Below are 16,535 nucleotides of genomic sequence, written 5' to 3' on the forward strand. Positions count from 1 at the left end.
TAACCAGTTGCGCCAAGGAGGCACCATGGATTACAAGATCACCGGCTACGAGCCCGCCCAGCTGTTCCATTTCTTTGAGGAGGTCAGCGCGATCCCCCGTGGGTCTGGCAACGAGAAGGGCATCAGCGATTTCCTGGTTGCGTTTGCCAAGGAGCGCGGCCTCGACGTGTATCAGGACGAGGTCTACAACGTCATCATTCGCAAGCCCGCATCTGCCGGTGCCGAGAATGCCCCGACCGTGATGCTGCAGGGCCACATCGATATGGTGTGCGACAAGTTGGGCTCCGTTGAGCACGACTTTACGACCGACGGTATCGACCTGGTCGTCAAGGACGGCGTCCTCACCGCTAACGGCACCACCCTGGGCGCCGACAACGGTATCGCCGTCGCGCTTATGCTTACCGTGCTCAACGATGATTCGATTGTCCATCCGGCCCTCGAGTGTGTGTTCACCACCGACGAGGAGACTGGCCTGGTCGGCGCCGAGACACTCGACAAGTCCCAGATTAGCGCCCGCACCATGATTAACCTTGACTCCGAGGAAGAGGGCGTTGCTACCGTCAGCTGCGCCGGCGGCGTCGTCGTTACCTACACCTGCCCGATCGCGCGCGAGCACAAGACCGGTAGCACCCTCACGCTCGACATCTCCGGCCTGCTGGGCGGTCACTCCGGCAGCGATATCAACCTGGAGCGCGGCAACGGCAACCTCATCATGGCCCGCATCATCGACCGCCTGATGGTCGCCGGCGAGCCCGCCATCGTCAGCTTTAACGGCGGCACTAAGGACAACGCTATCAACCGTGAGTGCAAGGCCGAGCTGGTTTACGCCGACCACGCTGCCGCCGAGGCCGCGGCCCAGATCGCAAAGGACATCATCGCCGACGTCACTGCCGAGCTCGAGGTCTTCGACCCCGGCTTTACCTGCACCGTCGAGATTGCCGACGGCGCCGAGGTCGAGGCCATGGATCAGAAGTCCGCGCTTGCCCTCATCCGCGCCCTGCGTCTTGCCCCTAATGGCGTGATTCGCCGCAACGTCGCCACCGACGGCTCCGTCGAGGTTTCCTCCAACATCGGCGTGGTCGCCACTTCCGACGACCAGGTCAAGATCATGCTGTCCCCGCGCTCCTCGATCACCTCGCTGCAGAACGAGTTCAAGGACCGCCTGCAGACGCTGGCCGATGTCTTGGGCTTCGACGCCAAGTTCGAGTTCGAGTATCCCGGCTGGAGCTATGCCGAGCATTCGCCGGTCCGCGACGTTTTTGTCGAGAGCTATCGCGAGCTCTTTGGCTCCGAGCTGCGCATCGAGTCCATTCACGCTGGCCTTGAGTGCGGCCTGTTTGCTGAGGCCCTGCACGGCCTGGACGCCATCGCCGTGGGCCCGACGCTCTCCGATGTCCACACCCCGGACGAGAGCATGGAGCTCGCTTCTGCCGAGCGTTTCTACGAGCTGCTCATCGACGTCCTCAAGCGCCTTGCCGCGTAAGGGTCGCGCTAGCAGCAGTTCGAGCCACGTGCTAGCGGATTGCAAATGACATTACGAGAGGGGGCACCCGAGCTTTTGCGACGGGTGCCCCCTCTCTTTTGTTTGATAATTGCGAAATTACGGCCACCTAGTCCATTTCTGCCCTGATGAGGTCGAGGGTGCGCTGGCAGTTTTCGCGGACAGGGCCGAGCATATGCTCGCGCAGGTCCGTCATGCCGGGCAGGTCGGCGTATTCGTCCATGACCTTTTCCATGCAAATGGGCACCTCGTAGGCGAGGTCCATCATGGTTGCAAAGCAAAACTTCTCGGATAGCCCGGCATCGGTGAGCGCCGCCTCCAGCGCGGGGTCGCCCATACCGTGGTATCGGCGGATAGCGCCTGGACCGATGCGCCCCACACGATTTTCGCCGCCAACGCTCATGGCAAGGCGCGCCCGGCGGCGCATGCGCTCGTATGCCAAGCCCGATGCGACATCGTACATGGGTGCGAGCGCTGCGTTTGTGCCTTTGCCTAGGATGAGCGAGTAGTTTTTAGCGTGTGCGTCAGGCGCTCCGATAATGGCGTTATAGAACAACATATAGGTAAAAAGCACAAGATTCATGTGGTGGGGGACTGTGTTAATCAGTCGTTCTTGGATGTCTCGTGTGGTTGGTCCTCCGTCGGCGGTGTATTTCTGGCTTGGCAATACACCGAGCGCCTGGTAAAAGTCCTCCTGATGCAGCCTTTCGATATTTCCGCTGCTATTGACCATTCTGTCGTACCGTTCAACGACGAGCGCGGCTTCGTCTTCAAATGTGCAATAGGAGACGTTGGCAGTTGGAATGCCAACACGCCGAGCCGTTTTCATGCAGACGAATTCGTTTAAGGCCTGATGTTTGAACCCAACGACACCATTTTTGAAGATATGGGTAGTGGGGGATGACCCTAGACATTCGCACCATTGGCCATCATGCCAAGCTAGTGCAAATTTGCCTTGGTTGCCGCCCAGGGACCAGCTTTCGTTGGGGCCCATCCATGTCTCTCTTTCGTCATCGCGAATTGCTTTGAGCTTGTGAGCGATTTGAGAATTGGTAAGCGGGCGGTATGCCGAGACCCTGCCGCGGGCGGCGCCTAATTGATCGGTTCGACAAAACTGAACGGCCCCTGCGCAGTCAAGACCGATATGGCACAAGAGGGCGACGGGGTTGTTGGATGCAACGTCATACTCGGCGGCAATAGCGCGACGCTGCTCTTGACTGTCGGGCAAAAGGCCAAATAGGAACGGGCGGACGATGTTATGGCCATACGTGCGATTGGAAAGCGGCATTGTTAGCGATAGCGGTGCCCCGCGATAGGTTGGGGCGTATACAAAGCTGCAGAGTCCATGCTCGTCTTGCCGGAGAGTGCCTGCGATTTCGCCACAAATGAGGGTCGCAAGCTCCATCTCTGCCATTTATTTCACAACCTTACAGCCAAAGGAGAGGTCTGAAGTGTCGGAAAGGCCTTGCTCGGCTGCGATTTGGGCCAGCAAGGCACCATAGGAAGATGGCGTTCCTTGTCGGGCGGGTCGTCTGCCTACACTTGGCTTGGGCAGGGCATTCGAGTTCGCGATAGGGAGGTCCGCTATCGTCGTCGGATGTTTAAAGGGTGATGCGATTGGGTCGTTATCGCTTTGCACAAAGAGACTTATGCCGAGTGCGTTAAAGACGGTCAGCAGCTTGTCGAGTCGAATGCCAGTGGCGTCTCCTAGCTCGAGCGATGCGAGCAGGCGCTCCGAAACACCGGCCTTTTTGGCGAGGGCGGCACGGGTGAGATCCTGAGTCTCGCGTGCCTGGCGCACGTAGATGCCAGCTTGGCGCGGTGTGGTGATGGGAAGGGTATCCACGGCGATCTCCTAACGTGCAGACTTTTGCATATCAGTATGACATGCAAAAGTCTGCACGAATAGGCATTATGCAAAACTCTGCATGAGACCCCTACATTGACGTTGGCTTATGAGAGGCGTTTTTTATATCGCGAGGATCCCCAGATGCTCAAGTAAGATCTTAAGCCCGATGAGGATGAGCACGACGCCACCCACGATGGTGGCGGGTTTTTCGTAGCGCGCGCCAAAGGTGTGGCCGATCGCCACGCCGGCGATGGAGAAGATAAAGGTCGTGATGCCGATGAGCGACACGGCGGGCACGATGTCGACCGAGAGCGCGGCAAATGAGATGCCCACGGCTAGGGCGTCGATTGAGGTGGCGATGGCGAGGATCAGGTACTCGCCTAGGTCAATCTTTTCGGCATCCTTGCCGTCGCCTTCATCCTCGTCCTCGGTAAAGGCCTCCCACAACATTTTGCCGCCGATAAAGGCCAATAGGATAAAGGCGATCCAATGGTCGATGGGTCCGATGATGCCCATGAATTGACTGCCGAGCGCCCATCCGATTACGGGCATGCCGGCCTGAAAGCCGCCAAAGAACAGACCGAGCACCACGGCGACTTTAAGGTTGATTTTCTTCATGCCAAGGCCCTTGCAGATGGAAACGGCAAAGGCGTCCATCGAAAGGCCAACGGCGAGCAACACGAGCTCTGCGAGTCCCATAGTCTGGCTCCCTCTCTGCGGGCGAACCCGATTACACGACTACTCCCTCATTTATATGAGACCCGATGCTACCACATGGGTGGTCAAAAGATCCCGTCCCAAATGAGCTACCTAAGCTGTGTTCGCTCATTCTGTAAGCATCGGATTTTGCGGGCGTCACAGGGGCAAACCGTGAGAAACTTATTGACGTTTATGGAGCGTATACGATGGGAGCGATGCCTTGGATAAGAACGAGCTGCAAAAGCGTATGGAACAGGCCATTCGCCTGACGGCACCTGGTCAGCCGATCCGCACCGCCCTCGACATGATCATTGCCGGTCACCTGGGTGCCCTTATCTGCGTCGGCGACACTGAAAACGTGCTCGCTGCCGGTAACGACGGCTTCCCGCTCAACATTTCGTTTACCTCGAACCGCCTGTTCGAGCTTTCCAAGATGGACGGCGCCATCGTTATCGATGGCGACCTCACCCAGATCCTGCGCGCCAACTTCCACCTCAATCCCGATCCCTCGCTCGCCACGAGTGAGACGGGCATGCGTCACCGTACTGCCGCTCGCATGTCGGTGCTCACCGATGCCATCGTGATCTCGGTCTCGGCCCGTCGTGCCGTCGTCAACGTGTACGTCCACGGCAAGAGCTACGAGATCCAGCCCGTCACCACCATCATGAGCTCGGTCAACCAGCTCGTCGCCACGCTCCAGACTACCCGTCAGTCGCTCGACCGCTCCTTGCTGCGCCTGACGGCCCTTGAGCTCGACGACTACGTCACGCTCGCCGACATCACCGGCATCTTTTCGAGTTTCGAGATCATGCAACAGGCAAAGACCGAACTTAAGGATTGCATCGTCAAGCTGGGCAATCAGGGCAAGCTCGTGCAGATGCAGCTCGAGCAGCTCGCGGGCTCCAGCATGGATACCGAATACGACTTGATGATCCGCGACTACGCAAGTGATTCCTCTGAGGCCAACGCCGAGAAGATCCGCGCCGAGCTGAGCCGCATGACGCCTAAGGACCTGTCCGACCCGCAGCACGTGGCGGCAGTTCTGGGTTACGACGACCTGGACGAGGACTCCGTCATGACGCCGCTGGGCCTGCGCACGCTTTCGCGCGTGTCTGTTGTGCGCGACGGCGTGGCCGAGAAGATCGTCGACGAGTACGGCTCGCTGCAGGAGCTCATGGATGACATCAGCGAGGATCCGGAGCGCCTGGGCGACTTTGGCGTCAACAACCCTGCCATTCTTGCGGACTCCCTGTACCGCATGAAGGGTACCAAACAGGGGAACGCATAATGGCGCCCGTATGCGCCGTGGTCGTTGCCGGCGGCAGCGGCCAGCGCTTTGGAAATCCCGGCGGCAAGCAGCTCGTTAACGTGGCGGGCCGTCCGCTCATGAGCTGGTCCATCCGCGCGTTCGATCGTAGCAACAAGGTCGGCCACATCGTGGTGGTGTGCCCTGCCGAGCGCCGTGCCGAGATGCGCCGCCTGGCCATCGACCCGTTTGACTATGACACGCCCATCAGTTTTGCCGATGCCGGCGACACCCGCCAGGACTCCACCCGTGCCGGCGTGCATGCGGTACCGGCGGGTTTCGAATATGTCGCCATCCACGACGGCGCCCGTCCGCTCATCACGACCGAGGCCATCGATCATGCGGTCGACGTGCTCGTGAGCGACCGTGCTCTCGACGGTATCGTGTGCGGTCAGCCCGCGATCGACACGCTCAAGATCGTCGATGGCGACAACATCGTCGGGACGCCGCCGCGTGAGCTCTATTGGGCCGCGCAGACGCCGCAGATCTTTAGCGTCGACGCCATGAAGCGCGCTCACGCCGCTGCTATCGCCGAGGGCTTTATCGGTACCGACGATTCATCGCTGGTCGAGCGCATGGGCGGGCGCGTCCGCTGTGTCCAGAGCCCGCGCGATAACCTTAAGGTGACGGTACCCGAGGACCTGCGTCCCGTAACCGCGATTCTGCTTGGCCGCATGGCCGAGGGAGAGGACCTTCCCCATGTTCAGTAACCTGCGCATTGGCCACGGCTACGACGTCCACCGTTTGGTGGAGGGGCGTCGATGTATCATCGGCGGGGTTGACATTCCCTACGAGCGCGGCCTGCTGGGCCACTCGGATGCCGATGTGCTCGCGCATGCCTTGGCCGACGCCATTCTGGGCGCCTGCCGCGGGGGAGACATCGGCAAGCTATTCCCCGACACCGATCCCGCCTACGAGGGTGCCGATTCGATGGTGCTGCTCGCTCGCGTGATGGACTATGCGCGCGAGCTGGGCTTTGAGTTTGTCGATGCCGATTGCACCATTGCCTGCCAGCAACCCAAGATCACCCCGCACCGCGATGCCATGCGCGCCAACCTTGCCCATGCCCTGGGCGTCGACGTCGAAAACGTGGGCGTCGCCGCCACTACGACCGAAAAGCTCGGTTGGGAAGGCCAGGGCGAGGGAATCGGCGCCTGGGCCGTCTGCCTGCTACAGAAAACCGTTAAGGAGTAACGAATGCGTATCTACAACAGCGCTACCCATAAAAAGGAAGAGTTCCAGCCCATCGAGTCCGGCAAGGTCCGCATGTACGTGTGCGGCCCCACGGTCTACGACAACATCCACATCGGCAATGCCCGCACGTTCATCAGCTTTGACGTGATTCGCCGCTGGCTCATCGCGAGCGGCTACGAGGTCACGTTCGCCCAGAACCTCACCGACGTCGACGACAAGATCATCAAGCGCGCCAACGAGCAGGGCCGCACGGCCGCCGAGGTCGCGACGGAGTTCTCCGACAAGTTCATCGGCGTCATGCGTGCCGCCAACGTGCTCGATCCCGATGTGCGCCCCCGCGCCACCAAAGAGATCGGCCCCATGATCGCCATGATCAAGACGCTCATCGAGCAGGGCCACGCCTACGCCGCCGATAACGGCGACGTGTACTTTGCCGTGCGCAGCGATTCCAACTATGGTCAGGTCTCGGGCCGCAACATCGACGACCTTATGGTTGGCGCGCGCATCGAGGAGAACGAGGACAAGAACGACCCGCTCGACTTTGCGCTGTGGAAGGCTGCCAAGCCCGGCGAGCCCAGCTGGCCGAGCCCCTGGGGCGAGGGCCGTCCCGGTTGGCACACCGAGTGCGCCGCCATGGTGCATCGCTACCTGGGCACCCCGATCGACATCCACGGCGGCGGCTCCGACCTTGCCTTCCCGCATCACGAGAACGAGTGCGCCCAGGCCACCTGCGCCTGGCACCAGGGCTTCTCCAACACCTGGATGCACACGGGCATGCTGCTGGTAGACGGCGAGAAAATGTCCAAGTCGCTCGGCAACTTCTTTACGCTGGCCGAGGTCCTCGAGCAGCATTCCGCTGCCGCCCTGCGCCTGCTGATGCTGCAGACGAGCTATCGCTCGCCGCTCGACTTTTCTTGGGAGCGCTTGGAGGGTGCCGAGAACTCGCTCACGCGTATCGCCGGTACGGTCGAGAACCTGCGCTGGGCCGCGAACCATGCGACGGCCGATGCCGATGAGGCAGCATCCGAGGCGTTTGCCGCCAAGGCCGCCGAGACCCGTGCCACCTTTAAGGAGTGCATGGACGACGACTTTAACACCGCCGGTGCCATGGGTGCCGTCTTTGGCTTTGTGACCGAGTGCAACCAGTACCTGGAGCAGGCGGGCGACGCTGCCGACAAGGCCGCCGCGCTTGCCGCCGCCGATACGCTGGTCGAGCTGCTCGATACGTTTGGCGTTGAGCTCCCCGAGCCCAAGGTCGAGCTGCCGCTGGGTCTGCTGGGTGTTGCCGCCGGCCTGGTCGCCTACACGGGCGACGACGTGGACGAGGCCGCTGCCAAGATTCTCGAGGCCCGCGCCGAGGCCCGCGCCGCTAAGAACTGGGATCTGGCCGACGCCATCCGCGACCAGCTCAAGGACCTGGGCCTCACCATTGAGGATACCGCCGCCGGCACCCGTATCAAATCTCTCTAATCCCCGCGGGTTTCCCAAGCACCCGACCTTGCCGTTCAAACCGTCGCTCGCGTACTCAAGTACGCGTCGCTCCTCTTTCACGGCAATCTCGGGCACTTGGAAAACCCGTACCGACCGCTTGAGCTATTCGTCTTAAGCGGTCGCTTCTTTTGTCCTGTTTGAAAATTTTTTAAAGGAGGCCGTTTTATGGCCGACAATCGCAAGCGTGCGCCTCGTGGCGGCAAGCAGACTGCTTCTGGCTCGCGTCCGATTCGCCGCAACGACCGCGCTGCCGCTCCCAAGGGCCAGCGCGATCGCGCCCAGGCCGCACGTCCGCAACGCGATCGTAACCGCGACGCTATCCAGGTTCCCAAGGGCGAGTTTATCGAAGGTCGTCGTGCTGCCGCCGAGGCGCTGCGCACCGGTTTTCCCGTCAAGTGCGCGCTCATTGCCGAGGGCGGGGAGCGCGATGCCGCCTTGTCGCGTCTGGTCGACGACCTCAACGCCGCGGGCGTCCGCATTAAGTATGTGCCGCGCGCGCAGCTTGATACGCTGTCGAGCCATGGCGCTCACCAGGGCATTGCGCTCGAGGTGGGCAACTTCCCTTACGCCGATGTCGCCGACATCCTCGACCGCGCAGGCGAGGGCCCGGCGCTTGTCGTGGTGCTCGACCATGTGACCGACGACGGTAACTTTGGCGCCATCGTGCGCTCTGCCGAGGTTGTGGGCGCAGCGGGCGTCATCATCGCCAACAAGCGTGCCGCCGGCGTGACCGTGGGCAGCTACAAGACCTCCGCCGGCGCCGTCATGCATCTGCCTATCGCGCAGGTGCCCAATATCGCCCGTGCGCTCGATGACCTCAAGGCCGCCGGCTTTTGGGTGGGTGGCGCTTCCGAGCATGCCGAGGGCAGCTGCTGGGATGCTCCCTTCGAGGGTCGCGTGGCGCTCGTCATGGGCTCCGAGGGCGACGGCATCTCGCGTCTGGTGCTCGAGAAATGTGACTTTTTGACCAAGCTCCCCCAGCGCGGCATGACCGAGAGTCTCAACGTGGCCCAGGCGACCACCGCGCTGTGCTTTGAGTGGCTGCGCCGCAATGCCGGCGAGCTCATGGGGGAGGAGTAGCGCATGTCCAAGAAGAACCGCGCCAAGTCCAAGGCCAAGCGCTTTGGCGAAGGCTCGGCCAAGCCGATTGTTTCGGCCGCGACTTATGGCGTGGGCGGCAATGCGTTTGCGCAGGCCATCGCCGACCCGGTCTCGACGGTGCACTCCAATAAGCCCGAGCTGCTGGTGGTCGACGGCTACAACGTGATCCACTGCACGCCGCGCTACGAAAAGCTCGTCTACGACCATTCCGATGATCCGTATTCCAGCGACGTTCACGATATGGCGCGCACGGCACTCATCAACGATGTTGCCGCGTTTGCCCAGGGCCGCTACGAGGCTGTAATCGTGTTCGACGGCGCGGGCAATATCTCCAACGAGCGCCCCAACCTGCCGGCCCGCGGCGTGCGCATCGAGTTTTCGCCGACGGGCGTATCGGCCGATACCGTGGTGCAGAAGCTCTGCATCGAGGCACGCGAGGAAGGCCGCGCGTGCTCCGTGGTGTCGAGCGACGGCACGATCCAGGCCGTCGTCATGGGCAAGGGTGTTACGCGCATCTCGAGCCGCATGCTGGTGGACGAGATCAAACAGATCGACAACGACGTGCACGAGGCCGAGGAAGCCCCGCAGATTAAGATGACTCTGGGCAGCCGCCTGAGCCCCGATGCCCTGGCCAAGCTCAAGGCCCTGCGCGGACGGTAGGTAGACCTTCTATGGGGGCTGCTTTCTCGATTGACCAACAACCGGTTTGTAATCAATGGGTTGCGGGTCGGCATCGCCAAAACGAATAGTTTTTGGTTCTGGCGAACAGATAAAACTATTCGTTCTGACGAATAGTTTTGAGATGTGGTAGGTCGAAGGGTCTGTTGCGCCCCGTCCGTAATTCCTTTATTCTTAACAGGCTTCGCGCGAAAGCGCCAAGTGTGCCAGTGTGGCGCAACGGTAGCGCAACTGATTTGTAATCAGTGGGTTGCGGGTTCGATTCCTGTCACTGGCTCCATGAGAGTTTCGGGCTCTGTCTCTATATGGGACAGAGCCCGTTTCTATTTAGGTGGTGCGCCATCGGGTTAGCGCCCATCCCGTTTTTGGTTTGTCTCGTCCTCCAGTTTGTCTAAATCTGTAACACCAAGACCGATATTCGGCATCTAACTGTTACAGATTGAGATGAAACTTAGGGTGTTTTAGGAATATCTTGATCTGTAACATGTAGAAGCGGAATAGGCCTCTTGCTGTTACAGATCGAGACAAGGGCGGGCGCGGATCTGGATGTCCTGCTCGAGCGTGGATTTCTGGATACGCGAGCGAAGAAAATCTCCCGACCGGAGAACGAGCGTGGATAATTAACTTGGATAGGGAGCTAAGGTAAACACCGATTGTCTATCGACGGCTTTAGAAACAACGACCCCAATTTCATTGTGGAATCGGGGTCGTTTGTGCCTCAGGAATCCGAATGGATTAATCGAGCTCCTAAGGAACTTCTTGGGTTCTTGCTAATGGTCTGCCGAGGATGTCCCCAATGCAAACAGCGGGCATCTACTCAATATAGCTGGGGTTCTTCTTGATGATCACGCGTGCAGCGATGAAGGAGACGACGATGGCGATGATGGCGACAACGCATGCCAGCACGAAGTTACCCATGGACCCATCGGGAGCGATAAAGATGAGTGCCGAAAGAAGGCCGGGGCATGCTCCCGCAACATACTCTTTCAGAACAAAGATGCCTGCAGGGAGTCCAGCGCAGAGCGCGCCGATTGCCGTGCCGACAAGCAGGCGGGGACGCTCGATGAGGCAACCGTAGAACGCGGGCTCGGTTACGCCACAGAGTGCGGTGACGGCAACCGTGGTGACCATACCCCTCTTCTCTTTGTTTCCCTTCATGGCAGTTGCCAGGGCGAGGCTCGTGCCGCCAATGCAGAGGTTCGAGATGAATCCAAAGATAATGGGTGCCCAACCGAGCTGCGCCAGGCTCGTAACTTCGATTGCGATGTAAGCCTTATCGAGACCGAGCATGACGAAATAGGGGTTAAGGGCTGCCAGGATCGGAGTAGCGATAAATGCCACGTTGTCCATAAGCCACGTGACGGCATCGCTCAGCGCGTAGCCCATCATGCTGCCGGCGGGGCCAAGGATAATAAGCTCGACGGGCACGACGATGATCATGGTGAGCAGCGGCTTCAAGAACAGTTTGGTAACGTCGGGAATGATCTTCTGAAGGCCGCGGTCGACAAAGTACATGAATACAACGCCCAGTACGATGGGCACTACCGTACTCGAATAGTCGTTCGTCGGGATGGGAATACCAAGAAAGTCGAGACCCTCGGCACCGCTAATGGACGAGCTGATCATGATCGCGCCCAGCAATGCGCCCATGATGGGCTGCATCTTCATGACGGCCGCGAGCTGATAACCAAGATAAACGGGTAAGAAGCTAAACGAAGCGCTAAAGATCGCCAACAGGACCTGGGCGGTTCCGCTATCGGTGCTCAATCCGCAATAATTGACCAGGAGATTCTTGATCGAAAGAATGAGTCCGCCAACGATGAGCGCCGGGACGATGGGCATGAATACCTGTGCAGAGACGTTCCCGAATTTCTCAATCAAGCCCATGGCGGTGTTACCGCTTTTAATGCCTTCTGCAAGGTCTTTGGCGGTTTGGGCATCGTCGGCAACCGTGCCACCGCCGACTTCGATTCCCGCGAAGTCGAGGAAGTCGTTGTAAGCCTCGGTGACGTTGGGGCCGATGATCACCTGAAGCTGGCCACCGCTGACTACTGCCCCGAGCGCCTGATCGGCCGATTTGGCGAGCTGGAGATCGATGATCGAGGTGTCTCGTGCGTCGATGCGAAGGCGCGTCGCACAATGAGTTACCGATGTAATGTTCTCTTTGCCGCCAACAGCCTTTAGGACTGTTTCGGACATTGCCTGATATTTCATCTCTTTCTCCTAACCTTCCTGCTCCTGATACTTCGAGATAAGGTCTCGGTACCAATACCAGCTCTTTTTGGGGGTGCGCTCCAGATTGTTCTCGAAGTCGATATGGACAAGTCCGTATCGTTTTTCGTAGCCGTTGATCCAGCTATACAGATCCATCGTCGACCAGAGGTAGTAGCCCTCAACGCGCGCGCCGTCGCGCTTAGCCCTCATCATGTGCTCGATGAACTGGCCCAGAAGCTCGATGCGGTCATCATCGTGGATCATTCCGTCTGCGTCTGGTTGCTCATAGGCGCCATGTCCGTTTTCCGTAATAAAGATGCGGGGCGCGTCATAGCGCTCGTGGACATCCATGATGGTTGAATACATGCAACCTGGGAGTATTTCGCGGCCCCATTTATTGCGGGGAACATTGCTGTCGCGGGCGCTTTCAAACAAGGGCGCAATGCATTTTCCTTCGACCTTTTTGCTCGAACCGCCCTTATTGTTCGCCGAAACGGCAAGCTCTCCACCGTGCCAGTCGGTTACATACTCTCGGCAATACACGTTGAGTCCAATAAAATCGACTTTACCGTCTCTGAATTCTTCTACGTCATTTGGGGATCGATAGAGCGAGACGCCAAGTTTTTCAAGGATTTCGTCCATTTCTGGCGGCAGTTGACCCTGAAGCGCTGGTGCCAGAATCATGCGATTGGCGAAAAAGTCTGCGTATCGAAATACGTCATCAGGGTGCTCGGTTGCCGGGTCGAGTTCGACAACGCCGCCATCGTGGACGGCGCCGATGATGCCGTCGTAGCCCATTTGACGATATGTTCGGACTGCGAGTGCGCTCGCGCGCATCAGGTTGTACTGAAACTGCATGTACGACTGAACGTCGAGCGATCGATTGGGGGGATAGTTGCCCAACATGTTTACGCAGTAGCTGTAGAAATGCGGCTCGTTAACGGTAGCCCAGATTTTGACGCGGTCTCCAAAGCGCTCAAAGCAAATCTTGGCGTATTTGCAGAACCACTCTGCCATGTCGTTGTTCAGCCATCCGCCTTTGCAAGCAAGCGTGAATGGTAGATCGTAATGGAACAGCGTAACGTTGGGCTCTATGCCATTTTCGAGGCAACAATCAATGACCCGATTATAAAAATCGATACCCTCTTCATTCACTTCGCCGATACCCGTGGGGATGATTCGACTCCATGAAAGAGAGAAGCGATAAGTGTTTTGTCCGCCTTCTTTCATCATGCGGATATCTTCTTCATAGCGATGGTAGAAGTCGCAAGATACATCACCGTCAACATGGTTGATGTTCTTATTGCTTGTGTGGCTAAAGAAATCCCACTCGCCAAGGCCTTTGCCGTCTTCGTTCCAGGCACCCTCGCACTGATAAGACGCCGTGGCGGAACCCCAGAGAAACGGCATGTTGTTCACGTTGTCCATGAATCCCCTTTCCATCATTCAACACGGTGGATACGTGTGGCGGAATTACGATTAAGATGACGTCAACTGATTTGAATCATAGGAGAACGACCAAAGCTGTTTGATTCAATAAATGAACCATGATTTCGAGGAGAGCGGAAAGAGGGATCACGTGAATATCAATGACTTCGATGTGCTCAATCGCATTAGCTCAATCATCAACAGCGAGTTTGGGTCAAACGATGCCGCCATCGCTCGATATCTCATCGCTCACATTAGGCGTTCGAGCGAAATCAATGTTGCCGCAATAACCCGCGATGCATTCGTGACCCGTTCCGCTGTTCGTCGTTTCTGCAATCGATTGGGCTACCAGTCTCTTAGCGATTTGAAAGAATCATTTACTCAATCAGTCTTTCCAAGCGACTTAAGCCATCGAGAGGAGGAATTTGGCTACGAGGAGTACAGGGCAGAGCTCGACGTTCGCATGATCGAGATGTTCGCTGAGGTTGAAAGCGGCGTGTCCGATATCGCTATTAAGCACCTTGCCGACGAAATTGATGGCCATAAAAACGTTGAAATCTGGTGCACCAATAATGTGAGCGCCAATCTCGTACGATTTCAGCAGGAAATGTTTTATGCGGGCAAGATAGTTCGCATAGTTGCTGGGGCTAACGTCGCGGAATTGAAAAACATGGGAGACGTTTCGCAGTCATTGATAATTCTCGTATCGGTCTCCGGGCTATTTGCGTCACAGGCACGTGAGTATCTTGATTGCCGTTCGGGCAGGAAGATTCTAATTACTGCGTTTAGCAACGATGACAAATCGAGGTCTTTTGACCGTGTATATCGTCTTGGTAATGCGGGAAACGGAATTGACCGACTAGGCGTTTATTCGAAATATGCCATGACTTATTTCTTCGACTTGCTATCGTCGTGTTACTTGAGTCGCTACCCCTGCACCAAGGGGGAGCCGCTCTATGGGTCTACTTTGGCCTGGCCCGAGTAGTTCGGCTCTATAGTTCTCCCGCCTAGAGAATGAGCGTGGATAATCTGCCACTTTGGCCTCAGAAACGCGCCAAAAGTGGGAGATTATCCACGCTCGATGTCAAACGGGAGAAAATCCACGCTCGATTGTGCCGGTGAAGGCCGATCACGACCTATGTAATAAGCGCAAGGGATCCGTTATCGAGGGTCGAGACTGCAGCCATACTCCATCACGCGAAAGTGTGCCCTTGGGAAATGACGCCGGCATTGCCAAATTCATCACTCCACATAATCAAACTCAATAAAACCGCAGGTCACGGCTATATAGATACGCCCGGCACCGTGTATCTAGAGGTTTTCGTTGACAGCCCCCAAGGTTGCATCGTATTATCTTTTTCGTTCGCGGGGGCGGCGGTCCAAAAGACCAAAGAACCTGCGGATACTTGAACGATTGGGAGTTTGCCCGAGTGGTTAATGGGGACGGGCTGTAAACCCGTTGGCTCTGCCTACATAGGTTCGAATCCTATAGCTCCCACCCGTCAAGTGCCTGTATAGCTCAGTCGGTAGAGCACTTCGTTGGTAACGAAGAGGTCACCAGTTCAAGTCTGGTTGCAGGCTCCATCCGGCGGTGTAGCTCAGTTGGTTAGAGCACACGGTTCATACCCGTGGCGTCACTGGTTCGAATCCAGTCACCGCTACCATAGGTAACACGGTGGCTTCTCAATAGTATGTTGAGAGGCCACTATGGTATAAAGGCAAAGTCCCGTCCGGGGACGACCTGTTTAGAGGAGGGCTTTATGGCCAAAGAGAAGTTTGAGCGCACTAAGCCGCATGTTAACATCGGCACCATTGGTCACGTCGACCACGGCAAGACCACGCTGACCGCCGCCATCACCAAGGTTCTCTCCGAGACCGAGGGCTGCAAGGCTGACTTCACTGCGTTCGAGAACATCGACAAGGCTCCCGAGGAGCGCGAGCGCGGCATTACGATCTCCGTCTCCCACGTCGAGTACGAGACTGCTGCCCGTCACTACGCTCACGTTGACTGCCCGGGCCACGCTGACTACGTCAAGAACATGATCTCCGGTGCTGCTCAGATGGACGGCGCTATCTTGGTCATCGCCGCTACCGACGGCCCCATGGCTCAGACCCGCGAGCACATCCTGCTCGCCCGTCAGGTTGGCGTTCCTTACATCGTCGTCTTCCTGAACAAGTGCGACATGGTTGACGATGACGAGCTCATCGACCTCGTCGAGATGGAGACCCGTGAGCTCCTCTCCGAGTACGATTTCCCCGGCGACGACATCCCCGTCATCCGTGGTTCCGCTCTGGGCGCTCTCGAGGGCGACGCCAAGTGGATGGACGCTATCCGCGAGCTCATGAACGCCGTCGACGAGTACATCCCGACGCCTGCTCGTAACAACGACCTCCCGTTCCTGATGGCCGTTGAGGACGTTATGACCATCTCCGGCCGTGGTACTGTTGCTACCGGCCGTGTCGAGCGCGGTGAGCTCAAGCTCAACGAGCCCGTCGAGATCGTCGGCATCAAGGATACCCAGAACACCGTCGTTACCGGTATCGAGATGTTCCGTAAGTCCATGGACTTCTGCGAGGCTGGCGACAACGTCGGTCTGCTGCTCCGCGGCATCAAGCGCGAGGACATCGAGCGCGGCCAGGTTCTCTGCAAGCCCGGTTCGGTTACCCCGCACACCAAGTTCACCGGCGAGATCTACGTTCTGACCAAGGAGGAGGGCGGCCGTCACACCCCGTTCTTCGATGGTTATCGTCCTCAGTTCTACTTCCGTACCACCGACGTTACCGGTACGGTCAAGCTCCCCGAGGGCACCGAGATGGCTATGCCTGGTGACCACATCACCATCGAGGGCGACCTCATCCACCCGATCGCCATGGAGGAGGGCCTGCGCTTCGCTATCCGCGAGGGTGGCCACACCGTCGGTTCGGGCATCGTCTCCACGATCATTGAGTAAATTAGCTCTTTGATATAGCTGACTTAGAGAACCCGGCACTTATATGGGTGCCGGGTTCTTTTCTGCAATGGATATTGAGCCGTTGCTGGTGTCGAGAGGATCGACAATGGTCCTGGCGCACCG

The 16,535-nt window shown here is 58.1% G+C and carries 14 protein-coding genes and 4 tRNA genes; 13 read left to right on the top strand and 5 right to left on the bottom strand.

Translation table 11 applies throughout. The features are described from left to right. Positions 1 to 25: 25 nt before the first annotated feature. Positions 26 to 1,483: an aminoacyl-histidine dipeptidase gene (locus DXD39_RS01405; RefSeq protein ID WP_117802915.1), complete on the top strand. Its 1,458-nt coding sequence runs from the start codon at positions 26 to 28 to the stop codon at positions 1,481 to 1,483. A 127-nt stretch (positions 1,484 to 1,610) separates the two neighbouring features. Here the strand turns inward: DXD39_RS01405 and DXD39_RS01410 are convergent, their stop codons facing one another. The 3 genes from DXD39_RS01410 to DXD39_RS01420 all read right to left on the bottom strand — a co-directional run bounded on the left by DXD39_RS01410 (position 1,611) and on the right by DXD39_RS01420 (position 4,049). Then, positions 1,611 to 2,915, bottom strand: coding sequence for a type II toxin-antitoxin system HipA family toxin (locus DXD39_RS01410; protein ID WP_117802916.1), 1,305 nt, complete (start codon positions 2,913 to 2,915; stop codon positions 1,611 to 1,613). Beyond that, complete coding sequence (locus DXD39_RS01415; RefSeq protein ID WP_158565389.1) at positions 2,916 to 3,347, bottom strand: helix-turn-helix transcriptional regulator; 432 nt, start codon at positions 3,345 to 3,347, stop codon at positions 2,916 to 2,918. 123 nt (positions 3,348 to 3,470) lie between these two features. Then, complete coding sequence (locus DXD39_RS01420) at positions 3,471 to 4,049, bottom strand: manganese efflux pump MntP family protein (protein ID WP_117802918.1); 579 nt, start codon at positions 4,047 to 4,049, stop codon at positions 3,471 to 3,473. Between the two features lie 220 nt (positions 4,050 to 4,269). On the opposite strand from DXD39_RS01420, the gene disA reads away from it, so the two are divergent. The 7 genes from disA to DXD39_RS01455 all read left to right on the top strand — a co-directional run bounded on the left by disA (position 4,270) and on the right by DXD39_RS01455 (position 10,099). Then, positions 4,270 to 5,337 carry a DNA integrity scanning diadenylate cyclase DisA gene (gene disA / locus DXD39_RS01425; RefSeq protein ID WP_022093923.1) on the top strand — a complete coding sequence of 356 codons (1,068 nt, stop codon included), beginning with the start codon at positions 4,270 to 4,272 and terminating at the stop codon, positions 5,335 to 5,337. After that, the gene (ispD, locus tag DXD39_RS01430) at positions 5,337 to 6,065 is read left to right on the top strand and encodes a 2-C-methyl-D-erythritol 4-phosphate cytidylyltransferase (RefSeq protein WP_117802919.1); all 729 of its coding nucleotides are present in this window, start codon (positions 5,337 to 5,339) and stop codon (positions 6,063 to 6,065) included. Before disA ends, ispD begins: the two co-directional genes overlap by 1 nt. Further along, positions 6,055 to 6,549 carry a 2-C-methyl-D-erythritol 2,4-cyclodiphosphate synthase gene (gene ispF, locus DXD39_RS01435; RefSeq protein ID WP_006234975.1) on the top strand — a complete coding sequence of 165 codons (495 nt, stop codon included), beginning with the start codon at positions 6,055 to 6,057 and terminating at the stop codon, positions 6,547 to 6,549. The genes ispD and ispF overlap by 11 nt, the downstream gene beginning before the upstream one ends. A 3-nt stretch (positions 6,550 to 6,552) precedes the next feature. Next, positions 6,553 to 8,019 carry a cysteine--tRNA ligase gene (gene cysS, locus DXD39_RS01440; RefSeq protein WP_117799684.1) on the top strand — a complete coding sequence of 489 codons (1,467 nt, stop codon included), beginning with the start codon at positions 6,553 to 6,555 and terminating at the stop codon, positions 8,017 to 8,019. 186 nt (positions 8,020 to 8,205) lie between these two features. Continuing rightward, on the top strand, positions 8,206 to 9,120 hold the full coding sequence (rlmB, locus tag DXD39_RS01445; protein ID WP_117802920.1) for a 23S rRNA (guanosine(2251)-2'-O)-methyltransferase RlmB: 915 nt from the start codon (positions 8,206 to 8,208) through the stop codon (positions 9,118 to 9,120). A gap of 3 nt (positions 9,121 to 9,123) precedes the next feature. Then, positions 9,124 to 9,801: an NYN domain-containing protein gene (locus DXD39_RS01450; protein WP_055309418.1), complete on the top strand. Its 678-nt coding sequence runs from the start codon at positions 9,124 to 9,126 to the stop codon at positions 9,799 to 9,801. A 223-nt stretch (positions 9,802 to 10,024) separates the two neighbouring features. Further along, positions 10,025 to 10,099 (top strand) — tRNA-Thr (locus DXD39_RS01455). A 533-nt stretch (positions 10,100 to 10,632) separates the two neighbouring features. Here the strand turns inward: DXD39_RS01455 and DXD39_RS01460 are convergent. Next, positions 10,633 to 12,033, bottom strand: coding sequence for a PTS transporter subunit EIIC (locus DXD39_RS01460; protein WP_117646058.1), 1,401 nt, complete (start codon positions 12,031 to 12,033; stop codon positions 10,633 to 10,635). A 9-nt stretch (positions 12,034 to 12,042) separates the two neighbouring features. Continuing rightward, positions 12,043 to 13,461, bottom strand: coding sequence for a glycoside hydrolase family 1 protein (locus tag DXD39_RS01465; RefSeq protein WP_117646059.1), 1,419 nt, complete (start codon positions 13,459 to 13,461; stop codon positions 12,043 to 12,045). 151 nt (positions 13,462 to 13,612) lie between these two features. Here DXD39_RS01465 and DXD39_RS01470 point away from each other — a divergent pair, with 151 nt between their 5' ends. From DXD39_RS01470 to tuf, 5 genes are all read left to right on the top strand, one after another. Continuing rightward, complete coding sequence (locus DXD39_RS01470; RefSeq protein ID WP_158550121.1) at positions 13,613 to 14,446, top strand: MurR/RpiR family transcriptional regulator; 834 nt, start codon at positions 13,613 to 13,615, stop codon at positions 14,444 to 14,446. A gap of 431 nt (positions 14,447 to 14,877) precedes the next feature. After that, positions 14,878 to 14,959 (top strand) — tRNA-Tyr (locus DXD39_RS01475). Positions 14,960 to 14,969: 10 nt separating this feature from the next. Next, positions 14,970 to 15,045, top strand: a tRNA-Thr gene (locus DXD39_RS01480). Between the two features lie 3 nt (positions 15,046 to 15,048). Next, positions 15,049 to 15,125: transfer RNA gene (locus tag DXD39_RS01485), tRNA-Met, on the top strand. 96 nt (positions 15,126 to 15,221) lie between these two features. Continuing rightward, positions 15,222 to 16,412, top strand: a complete 1,191-nt coding sequence (gene tuf, locus DXD39_RS01490; RefSeq protein ID WP_117563790.1) for an elongation factor Tu — start codon at positions 15,222 to 15,224, stop codon at positions 16,410 to 16,412. Positions 16,413 to 16,535 lie beyond the last annotated feature (123 nt).

It is taken from the genome of Collinsella sp. TM04-29, from assembly GCF_003466565.1.
In the GTDB taxonomy this organism is placed as follows: Bacteria; Actinomycetota; Coriobacteriia; order Coriobacteriales; family Coriobacteriaceae; genus Collinsella.

Excerpts from the sequence above, each read along its gene's own strand:
- DXD39_RS01405 (WP_117802915.1), top strand. The coding sequence starts at position 26 with ATGGATTACAAGATCACCGGCTACGAGCCCGCCCAGCTGTTCCATTTC.
- DXD39_RS01410 (WP_117802916.1), bottom strand. The coding sequence starts at position 2,915 with ATGGCAGAGATGGAGCTTGCGACCCTCATTTGTGGCGAAATCGCAGGC.
- DXD39_RS01420 (WP_117802918.1), bottom strand. The coding sequence starts at position 4,049 with ATGGGACTCGCAGAGCTCGTGTTGCTCGCCGTTGGCCTTTCGATGGAC.
- ispD (WP_117802919.1), top strand. The coding sequence starts at position 5,337 with ATGGCGCCCGTATGCGCCGTGGTCGTTGCCGGCGGCAGCGGCCAGCGC.
- ispF (WP_006234975.1), top strand. The coding sequence starts at position 6,055 with ATGTTCAGTAACCTGCGCATTGGCCACGGCTACGACGTCCACCGTTTG.
- cysS (WP_117799684.1), top strand. The coding sequence starts at position 6,553 with ATGCGTATCTACAACAGCGCTACCCATAAAAAGGAAGAGTTCCAGCCC.
- rlmB (WP_117802920.1), top strand. The coding sequence starts at position 8,206 with ATGGCCGACAATCGCAAGCGTGCGCCTCGTGGCGGCAAGCAGACTGCT.
- DXD39_RS01450 (WP_055309418.1), top strand. The coding sequence starts at position 9,124 with ATGTCCAAGAAGAACCGCGCCAAGTCCAAGGCCAAGCGCTTTGGCGAA.
- DXD39_RS01460 (WP_117646058.1), bottom strand. The coding sequence starts at position 12,033 with ATGAAATATCAGGCAATGTCCGAAACAGTCCTAAAGGCTGTTGGCGGC.
- DXD39_RS01465 (WP_117646059.1), bottom strand. The coding sequence starts at position 13,461 with ATGGACAACGTGAACAACATGCCGTTTCTCTGGGGTTCCGCCACGGCG.
- tuf (WP_117563790.1), top strand. The coding sequence starts at position 15,222 with ATGGCCAAAGAGAAGTTTGAGCGCACTAAGCCGCATGTTAACATCGGC.